Below are 8984 nucleotides of genomic sequence, written 5' to 3'. Positions count from 1 at the left end.
GCTCCGTGGTGGTGCATGCCGTGGGCGGCTGGATTGCCCTGCCTGCCGTGCTGCTGCTGGGTTCGCGCGCCAACCGCTACCGCAAGGACGGTGCCATTTCCGCGCACCCACCCTCGAACATTCCCTTTCTGGCTTTGGGAGCGTGGATTTTGATCGTCGGCTGGTTTGGTTTCAACGTCATGAGCGCGCAAACGCTGGACAAGATTTCCGGCCTGGTCGCCGTCAACTCCCTGATGGCCATGGTCGGCGGCACCTTGGCGGCCTTGGTGCTGGGCAAGAACGACCCCGGCTTTGTGCACAACGGCCCCCTGGCTGGCCTGGTGGCGGTGTGTGCGGGCTCCGATGTGTTGCACCCGCTGGGGGCGCTGGTGGTGGGTGCCATTGCGGGCGGCATCTTCGTGCAGATGTTCACCCTCACGCAGAACAAATGGAAGATTGACGATGTGCTGGGCGTCTGGCCCCTGCATGGCCTGTGCGGTGCCTGGGGGGGCATTGCCGCCGGTATTTTTGGCCAATCGGCACTGGGTGGGCTGGGCGGCGTGAGCTTCTGGGGCCAGCTCATCGGCACGCTGATGGGCGTGTGCTGGGCCTTGCTCGGGGGAGTGCTGGTTTATGGCGCGCTCAAGGCCACGCTGGGCCTGCGTCTGTCGCAAGAAGAGGAGTTCGATGGCGCCGATTTGTCTGTGCACAAAATCAGTGCCACCCCCGACCGGGACGCCAGCTGGTAATCCCCACAATGGTGCAATCAGCCGCCTTTATCCTGGCTGCTGTGCCTGCACCCAGGCGCTAATGGTGCGCTGGTCAGTCAGGGTGCGCACCGCTTGGTAAGCCTCCTCGGCCTGTGCGAAGCGGCGGCGCAGCAGGTTCAGCCACTGCTTGAGGCGCCCGGCCCGCTGGCGCGGCTCCAAGTCTTCGCATACCAACTGCCAAAAGCGGGCGATATGGGGCAACAGCTCGGGCCATTGCACCGGCGCTGATGCGGCCTGTGCGGTGCCAGGCAGCGCATCGGCAGCGCGGATGGCCCAGGCCAGGCCGGGGTCGGCCACCATGCCGCGCCCCAGCATCAGCGCGTCGCAGCCCGAGACGGTGCGGCAGCGCTGCGCATCCTGCACCGTCCAGATTTCGCCATTGGCCACCACGGGCACCGACACGGCAGCGCGGATGGCCGGAATCAGCTCCCAGTACGCGGGTGGGCGGTAGCCGTCGAGCTTGGTGCGCGCGTGGACGACGATCTCGCAGGCGCCGCCGTCCTGCATGGCCTGGGCACACTCGCGCATCAGGCTGGCGTCGTGGTAGCCCAGGCGCATCTTGGCGGACACCGGCAGCTGCGCGGGCACGGCACGGCGCACCGCCGCCACCAGCGCAGCGATGCGTTCAGGCTCTTGCAGCAGGGCTGCACCGCCGCCGTGGCGATTGACCACCTTGGCCGGGCAGCCAAAGTTCAGATCGATGCCCTCAGGGCCCAAGGCCGACAGGCGCGCGGCGTTTTCGGCCATGCACACCGGGTCTGACCCCAGCAGTTGGGCGCGCACCGGCACGCCCGCCAGCGTGCGCCCGCCGTGGTGCAGCTCGGGCAGGTAGCGCAAAAACACTTTGTCGGGCAGCAACGTGCCCGTGACGCGGATGAACTCGGAGACGCAGCGATCCACCCCACCCACCCGCGTGAGCACGTCGCGCAGCACAAAATCCAGAAGCCCCTCCATGGGGGCGAGCAGCAAGGTCATGGCGCGGGCGCGGAGCAAATCCGCACGCTTATTTAAGTCAAATCGGCCTCTAGCGCTTATGGGCTAAGCGCGGGCAGCTATCAAAAAAATAGCCAGACAACTTGCGCTGCCTGGCCCTGTCACAGCGCAGTAGTTCAGGCCGCAGCCAGCCGCCACAGCGAGGTGACTTCGGCTGCGCGCGCCTGCGCCAGCGCATCGGCGGCCTCGGTGGCCTTGGCGTGTTGGGGGCGCACGTCATGGCGCTCCAGCACACGCAGGCCGCCCTCGGCAATCCACGCCAGCAGTTGCTCGCGCGGGCGCAGGCCCAGGTGCTCAGCCAAGTCCGACAACACCAGCCAGCCCTCGCCGCCGGGCGCCAAGTGCGCCGCCAGCCCCGACAAAAAGCCGCGCAGCATGCGACTGCCTTCGTCGTACACCGCGCGCTCGATGGGCGAGCTGGGCCGTGCCGGCACCCAGGGCGGGTTGCAGACGATGAGCGGCGCCTGCCCGGCAGGGAACAAGTCCACGTCTTGCAGTTCGACCTGCTTTTGCAGGCCCAGGCGCTGGAGGTTGTCCTGGGCGCAGGCCAGCGCGCGCGGTGCGTTCTCGGTGGCCACAATGCGCTGCACGCCCCGGCGCGCCAGCACCGCCGCCAGCACGCCCGTGCCGGTGCCGATGTCAAACGCCAGCGCCTTGGAGGGCAGCGGCGCTTGGGCGACCAGATCGATGTATTCGCCGCGCACGGGCGAGAACACGCCGTAGTGCGGGTGAATGCGGTTGTGCGGCTCTGCGCCCAGGGCGGCAATTTCTACGCCCTTCTTGCGCCACTCGTGCGCGCCGACCACGCCCAGCAGCTCGCGCAGCGACACCACCTGCGCCTCGCCCGTGGCGGGGCCCCAGGCTTCGGTCAGGGCTTCCGTCCAGTCGGGGGCGCGGCGCAGCTTGATGCGGTAGTCGCCCTCGACCCGGATGACGATGGCCGCCAGCGTGCGCGCCCGCTGCGACTGCGCCTGGCGGTGCAGGTGAAACACTTCTTCGGGCGTGGACTGGGCGATTTTTTGCGCCGCGCGGGCCGCCGCCTTGGGCGGCTTGGCCTCAATGCGCCGCTGCAAGGCTTGCAAGAGCAAACGCGCGTTCTGGAAATCGCTGCGCCACAGCATGGCAGTGCCAGCGCAGGCAAAGCGGTAGGCAGAGTCGGCGGACAAGGTGTCGTGGGCCAGCTCGACGCGGCGCGGCGCACTGGCGCCGCTTTCGGAACGCCAGCGCGCTGTGCGCACCTCGCCCTGTTCGTTCCATTCAATCATGGTGTCTTTCAGTTCAGTGGTCGTTTGAGGCGGACTTCTTCAATCTTCACGCTGCCGACCACGGCGGTTTTGGCGGTGGTCATTTCGCGCTTGAAGCCAGCGAGTTCATGGAAACGGATGGCGCGCTCGTTGCGCAGCGGCACCCAGGCGGTGACGTTGGTGCAGCCTTCTTCTTGCAGGCCTTCACGGGCGGCATCCCACAGGGCCAGGCCAACGCCCTGGTTCCAGTGGCTGGGGGCGGCGTAAATGGCCCAGATTTCACCCGTGGTGGGGCGCGATTTTTCATCGCGGGAGCGGTCGTAACCGACAAAGCCGACGATCTTTTCGTCTTCCACCGCCACCTGCACCTGGGGCTCGCAGTATTCAATGGCTTCACGCCAGTAGGCCTGGCGTTTTTCTACCGACATGGCTTTGAGCTGTTCGTCAGGAATCAGGCCTTTGTAGGCCGTCTGGGCAGACAGGGTGTGGAGTTGGGCAATGGCTTTGGCATCGCGAAGCGTCGCGGGGCGTACCTGAATGGACATGGAGAAAACCGAACGGAAACAGGGGAAAAATTCAAAAGGACGCGCATTGTCGCCGCAAACGAATTTCCGCCCAATACCCTCAGGAGCGCTAGCACCCACTGCGGCCCGGGCCTATGGCGGTAGGTGCTGCCAATAACGCGCGCGCTGTTGGCGCTCGCACTGCACCTGCGCCGGTTGCGTCGAAGACCAGGTGGCCGCGCCGCAGTGTGCCGATTGCACCAGCGCCATGCCGCGCGCCTGTACGCGCTGCACCACCTCGGGCGCGGGGTGGCCAAAGCGGTTGCGGTAAGCCGCCTGCACCCAGGCGCTGCGCGCGCCCACGGCATCCAGAAACTCGGCGCTGGACGATGTTTTGCTGCCGTGGTGGGGCAGCAGCAGCACATCGGCGGCCAGTGGTGCGCCCGCTGCCACCAGGGCCTGCTCTTGCGCGCGCTCGATGTCGCCCGCCAGCAGGGCTGCCGCGCCCGTGGCAGCAGTGATGCGCAGCACGCAGCTGTGTGCGTTGGTCTGCGGGCGCCGGGCGCTGCCGGGGGTGTGGGCCGTGGCAGGCTGCGCGGGGTGGATCACGGCAAACTCCACGCCATCCCAGTGCCAGCGCTGGCCCGCCACGCAGGGCTGGGCCGGTGGCAAAGCCGCTGGTGCCGTCTCCGGGGCGATGGAGCCAGTGAGCAGCGCCTGGGGCTGGGCGGCCAGCACGGCGGGCGCGCCGCCAGTGTGGTCGCTGTCGCGGTGGCTGAGCATGAGCACATCCAGGCGCTCGCCCAGCGCGCGCAGCAGCGGCACCAGCACGCGCTCGCCGGCATCGCTGTCGAGGCTGTAGCGCGGGCCAGCGTCGTAGAGCAGGCTGTGGCGGGCCGTGCGCACCAGCACGGCGCTGCCCTGGCCGATGTCGGCGGCCAGCAATTCAAACTGGCCGGGCGCGGGCCGCAGCGTCTGCCAGCACAGCACGGGCAGCAGCAGCGGCAGGCCCAGCGCGCGCACTGGCCACGGCAGGCGCAGCGCCAACAGCGCGCCCCCCAGCACCCCCGCCAGCCCGGCCCACAGCGGCGCCTGGGCCAACCACAGCGATGCCCAGGGCACACTGGCCAGCGGCTGCAAGAACGCCACCAGCGCCTGCACCGCCCAGCCCGCCAGTTGCCACAGTGGCGCCCACAACACACCCAGCAGCGCCAGCGGCGTAACCACCAGCGTGACCCACGGAATCGCCAGCAGATTGGCCCCCAGCGCCACCAGCGACATCTGGCCAAACAGCAGCAGCCCCAGCGGACTCAAAGCCAGCGTGACCACCCACTGCTCACGCAGCATCAAGATAAATCGACCTCTAACGCCCGCTGGACGTGCGCTGGCAGCTCCTGAATCAGTAGCAAACAAAATCCCCACGGCGACAAAGCTCAGCCAGAAACCGCTCTGCCACAGCGCCCACGGGTCGGTCAGCACCACGGCAGCGCAGGCCAGCAGCCACACCTGGGGCCAGGGCCAGCGCAGGCCCGCCAGACGCAGCAGCGCCAGCACGCACAGCATGGTCACGGTGCGCTGGGCGGGCACCCCCCAGCCGCTGAACAGCGCATAGGCCGCCGCCAGCGCTGCGCCACCCACCAGCGCCGCAGACGGCGCAGGCACTGCCAGCGACAGCCGCGCCGAGCGCCGCCACAGCCACTGCACCAGCGCTGCCGCCAGCCAGGCAAACAGCGTGATGTGCAGGCCCGAAATGCTCATCAAATGGGCCACGCCGGTGGCACGGAACACGTCCCAGTCGGCGCGGTCGATGGCGCGCTGGTCGCCCGTGACCAACGCGGCCACCACGCCCGCCACCTGCGCGCCCTGGCCACTGCCGGGGCCATCACCGGGGGCGGCCAGGGCGTCCAGGATGGCGTCGCGCACCGACTGGCGGGCCTGCTCCACGGGGTATTGGGCGGTGGCCTCCAGGCGCACGGGAGGTACATCGCGGGCGCCGGTGCGCACGTAGCCCACGGCCTGCACGCCCTGCTCCCACAGCCACAGCTCGTAGTCAAAGCCGTGCGGGTTGCGGGCGCCGTGCGGTGCTTTCAGGCGCACGGTCAGGGCCCAGCGCTCGCCCGCGCGCAATGCGGGGGCCGGACGCGCTGCCGCATCGCCTGTGCCGTACAGCGTGCTGTGGTACCAGCCCAGGTCGATCAGGGTGGGCAGGCGCACTGGCTGCCCGCCCAAGGCGGCATCTGCCGTGGCGCCCGCAGCAATGCCTTGGGGCGCGTCCACAGAGGGGGATTGCACAGCACCGCGCCGCGCGCCCTGCGGTGGCGCCAGCTGCGCCGACTCCACCGCCAGCCGAAAGCGCAGGCCCACGGCGCTGGGCTGGGGCATGGCCACCACGGTGCCGGTAACGCGGATGTCGCGCCCCTCCAGCGCGGGGGACAGGGCCTGCGCCGCAAAATGCGCCGCACGCAAACCAGTCACCCCGGCCATGGCCAGCGCAGCCGCCAATGCCACCGCCCCCGTCCGCAACCCGGCGCGCCGCCACCACCCCGGCGCGCGCACCAGTGCCAGCGCCAGCACACCCGCCACCAGCCCCAGCAGGCCATAGGCCCAGGGCGGCCACAACACCGGCTGGCGCACCTGCCATGCAGCCCCGGCCAGACCACCCACCAACGCAGCCGGCAGCAGCCACGCCGGGCGCAGCCCTGCGCTACTTGCATCGCCAGCATCGCCAGCATCGCCCACAGTCTGCGCGCCCGCGCTGCCCAACGGCACCACGCCAGACAACGGCGAAACGCGCGCAGATGGCGACAGTGCAGGTGCTGGCGGTGGTGCAGACGGCGGCAAATCCATGTCGGCATGGTAAGGGCGTGTGCAACACTTGCGGCCCCTCTACCGCACTGGCCTGCACCGCCGCGCTCAGGCGCCCCGTGGCAGGCACAGGCGGACTCACCTACTGTTTGAAAGGTCTCCCATGAACGTGTACGACAAGCTCAACGAACTGGGCATCACCCTGCCCCCCGTGGCAACGCCCGCCGCCGCCTATGTGCCCTATGTGCAAACGGGCAAGCTGCTCATGCTCAGCGGCCACATTGCGCGCAAAGACGGCAAGCCCTGGGTCGCGCAGTTGGGCCGTGACATGGGCACCGAAGAGGGCAAGCTGGCCGCCCGCGCCGTGGCCATTGACCTGCTGGGCACGCTGCACGGCGCCACCGGCGATCTGAACAAAATCCAGCGCATCGTCAAGCTGATGAGCCTGGTCAACTCTACGGGCGACTTCACCGAGCAGCACCTGGTGACCAACGGCGCCAGCGAGCTGCTGGGGCAGGTGTTTGGCGAGCGCGGCGTGCATGCGCGCAGCGCTTTTGGCGTGGCGCAGATTCCGCTGGGCGCCTGCGTGGAAATCGAACTGATCGCTGAACTGGCCTGAGTCGCCGGGGCGGTGCAGCGAACCTCAAGCGCGTGCAGCGACCACCGCGCCTTGGGCGTCCACCCGGAACACCGACACCACCTGCGCCAGCTGCTGGGCCTGTTCGCGCAGGCTTTGGGCGGCGGCGGCACTTTGCTCGACCAGGGCGGCGTTTTGCTGCGTCATCTGGTCGAGGTTGCCCACGGACTGGTTGACCTGGGAAACGCCCTCGCTTTGCTCGGTGGCGGCGGCGGTGATCTCGCCAATCATGTCGGTCACGCGCTGCACCGATTGCACGATCTCCTGCATGGTGGCGCCCGCGTCTTCCACCAGACGCGAACCTGCCTGCACCTTGTCCACCGAGGTGCCGATGAGCTGCTTGATCTCACGCGCGGCCGCAGCGCTGCGGCCGGCCAGGCTGCGCACCTCACTGGCCACCACGGCAAAGCCCCGGCCCTGCTCGCCCGCACGGGCCGCTTCCACGGCTGCGTTGAGCGCCAGAATGTTGGTCTGAAAGGCAATGCCGTCGATCACGCCGATGATGTCGGCAATTTTCTGGCTGCTGTGGTGGATGTCGTGCATGGTGGACACCACCTGCGCCACCACCGCGCCGCCGCGCTGGGCCACCGCGCTGGCCCCCACGGCCAGGCTGCTGGCCTGCTGGGCGCTGCTGGCGCTTTGCCCAATGGTGCTGGCAAACTGGTCCATGGCCGAAGCGGTCTGCTGCAAGTTGCTGGAGGTCTGCTCGGTGCGCACCGACAGGTCGTGGTTGCCGCTGGCAATCTCGGCGCTGGCGGTGGCGATGCTGTCGGTGCTCTGGCGCACCTGCGACACCACACGGCCCAGCGCACTGGCCATGGTTTGCAGCGAACGCAGCAAATCACCGAACTCGTCGCCCCGGGTGACCCGCTCGGTGGCGCTCAGGTTGCCCTGGGCAATGCGCTCAGCCCACTGCGTGGCCTGTGCCAGCGAGCGCTGCATGCCCCGGATGAACCAGAAAGCGGCCAGCGCAATCAGCACCACCAGCACCACAATGGCCGCCGTAGCCATTTGCGCTGTGTGCGCACGCGCCCGCACCTGTTCTTGCCGCCAAGCCTGGGCGGCGTCGCGCTGCATCTGCACAAAGTCGCGCAGGGTTTGCAAGTAAGCGCTGGTTGCCGGGTTGTACGACTGGCTGATCAAGGCCAGGGCCTGCTCGTGCTGGCCCTCGGCCTTGAGCTTGCGCGCCTGGCCGCGCAGGTCGATCATGGCCTTGCGGGCTGCGGCCACCTTGGCCATTTGCGCTTTGTCGGCCTCGGTCAGTGCCATGGCCTCGATGGATTTTTGCACTTCGCTGATTTGCGCCGAAGTGGCAGCAATCACATCTTTAAAGGTGGCCTCCACCGCCGGGTCGCTGCTGGTAACCAGGGCCTGGGTGCGCGCCGCGTTGGTTTGCGTCAAGCCCATCCACAGGCTGGCCGCATCCAGGCGCGCGCCCAGTTCACGGCTGACGGCATCGCCCTGGGTTTGCAACATGGCCGTGCGATACCCCGAAAAACCCACGATCAGCACCAGCATGGTGATGACGAAGGCCACTGCCAGCCACAGCTGGTGCGCAATGCGCCACTGATTCAACATCCATATCTCCCTACAAACGGTATTGGTTTGCAGGCGATGTTGCGCGCTTTCTGTGGTTTGTTCAACCGCTATGGGCGTCTTTTGCCACCAGGGTGGCAGTTACACCACGCGCGCCACACTGGCGGGCTTGAAGCCAAAGTTGGCATCGCGCCCCTTGCGCGCGCGCACCGCCTGGGCGTTGTTCAGGCTGCGAATCTCCAGCGTTTCCTCGCGTGCCTTGCCGCCGCGCCCCACACCGGCAATGCGCACGCTGCGCGTGTAGGCGGCAGCGCCCGCCAGCTGGTCTTTGTCTTCCAGGGCCATCAGCATCAGGCCGCGCCCGCCTTTTTCCATGGGTTTGAGTTCGCTGATGTCAAACGTCAGCAGGCGCCCGCCCACCGTGGCGCAGGCCACGTGTGTGGCCGCTGGCAGCGGTGCGCTGGCGCTGGTGTGGGCGGCGTGCGAGGGCACGCACACCGTTTCGCCCTCGGCCAGG

General features: G+C 68.4%; 8 protein-coding genes. 2 read left to right on the top strand and 6 right to left on the bottom strand.

All coding sequences use genetic code 11. The features are described from left to right. The coding region (locus tag PHX69_RS13205; protein WP_502958531.1) for an ammonium transporter at window positions 1–728 on the top strand (728 nt) is incomplete at its 5' end. A gap of 27 nt (window positions 729–755) precedes the next feature. Here the strand turns inward: PHX69_RS13205 and PHX69_RS13200 are convergent. The 4 genes from PHX69_RS13200 to PHX69_RS13185 form a co-directional block, all read right to left on the bottom strand. Then, the gene (locus tag PHX69_RS13200; RefSeq protein WP_288044241.1) at window positions 756–1724 is read right to left on the bottom strand and encodes a tRNA dihydrouridine synthase; all 969 of its coding nucleotides are present in this window, start codon (window positions 1722–1724) and stop codon (window positions 756–758) included. A gap of 134 nt (window positions 1725–1858) precedes the next feature. Beyond that, complete coding sequence (locus tag PHX69_RS13195) at window positions 1859–3007, bottom strand: methyltransferase (RefSeq protein ID WP_119011815.1); 1149 nt, start codon at window positions 3005–3007, stop codon at window positions 1859–1861. An 8-nt stretch (window positions 3008–3015) separates the two neighbouring features. Further along, the gene (locus PHX69_RS13190; protein WP_119011814.1) at window positions 3016–3531 is read right to left on the bottom strand and encodes a GNAT family N-acetyltransferase; all 516 of its coding nucleotides are present in this window, start codon (window positions 3529–3531) and stop codon (window positions 3016–3018) included. Window positions 3532–3642: 111 nt separating this feature from the next. Then, a complete protein-coding gene (locus tag PHX69_RS13185) occupies window positions 3643–6336 on the bottom strand; it encodes a DNA internalization-related competence protein ComEC/Rec2 (protein WP_288044240.1) in 2694 nt (897 codons plus the stop codon). Window positions 6337–6457: 121 nt separating this feature from the next. Between PHX69_RS13185 and PHX69_RS13180 the strand changes: the two genes are divergently transcribed. Further along, on the top strand, window positions 6458–6913 hold the full coding sequence (locus PHX69_RS13180; protein ID WP_288044239.1) for a RidA family protein: 456 nt from the start codon (window positions 6458–6460) through the stop codon (window positions 6911–6913). A 24-nt stretch (window positions 6914–6937) separates the two neighbouring features. On the opposite strand, the gene PHX69_RS13175 is transcribed toward PHX69_RS13180, so the two are convergent. Both PHX69_RS13175 and PHX69_RS13170 read right to left on the bottom strand, forming a co-directional pair. After that, entirely contained in the window at window positions 6938–8509 is a 1572-nt protein-coding gene (locus PHX69_RS13175; protein WP_288044237.1) for a methyl-accepting chemotaxis protein, read from the bottom strand. A 99-nt stretch (window positions 8510–8608) separates the two neighbouring features. Further along, the coding region (locus PHX69_RS13170) for a DNA gyrase C-terminal beta-propeller domain-containing protein (RefSeq protein WP_288044236.1) at window positions 8609–8984 on the bottom strand (376 nt) is incomplete at its 5' end.

Source organism: Simplicispira sp., from assembly GCF_028687295.1.
GTDB lineage: Bacteria > Pseudomonadota > Gammaproteobacteria > Burkholderiales > Burkholderiaceae_C > Simplicispira > Simplicispira metamorpha.
Note: the sequence above shows the minus strand (reverse complement) of the source record. Positions and strands in the feature narration are given on the sequence as shown.

Bases quoted from the DNA above. Each gene is read 5' to 3' on its own strand.
- PHX69_RS13200 (WP_288044241.1), bottom strand. From the start codon at position 1,724: ATGACCTTGCTGCTCGCCCCCATGGAGGGGCTTCTGGATTTTGTGCTG.
- PHX69_RS13195 (WP_119011815.1), bottom strand. From the start codon at position 3,007: ATGATTGAATGGAACGAACAGGGCGAGGTGCGCACAGCGCGCTGGCGT.
- PHX69_RS13190 (WP_119011814.1), bottom strand. From the start codon at position 3,531: ATGTCCATTCAGGTACGCCCCGCGACGCTTCGCGATGCCAAAGCCATT.
- PHX69_RS13185 (WP_288044240.1), bottom strand. From the start codon at position 6,336: ATGGATTTGCCGCCGTCTGCACCACCGCCAGCACCTGCACTGTCGCCA.
- PHX69_RS13180 (WP_288044239.1), top strand. From the start codon at position 6,458: ATGAACGTGTACGACAAGCTCAACGAACTGGGCATCACCCTGCCCCCC.
- PHX69_RS13175 (WP_288044237.1), bottom strand. From the start codon at position 8,509: ATGTTGAATCAGTGGCGCATTGCGCACCAGCTGTGGCTGGCAGTGGCC.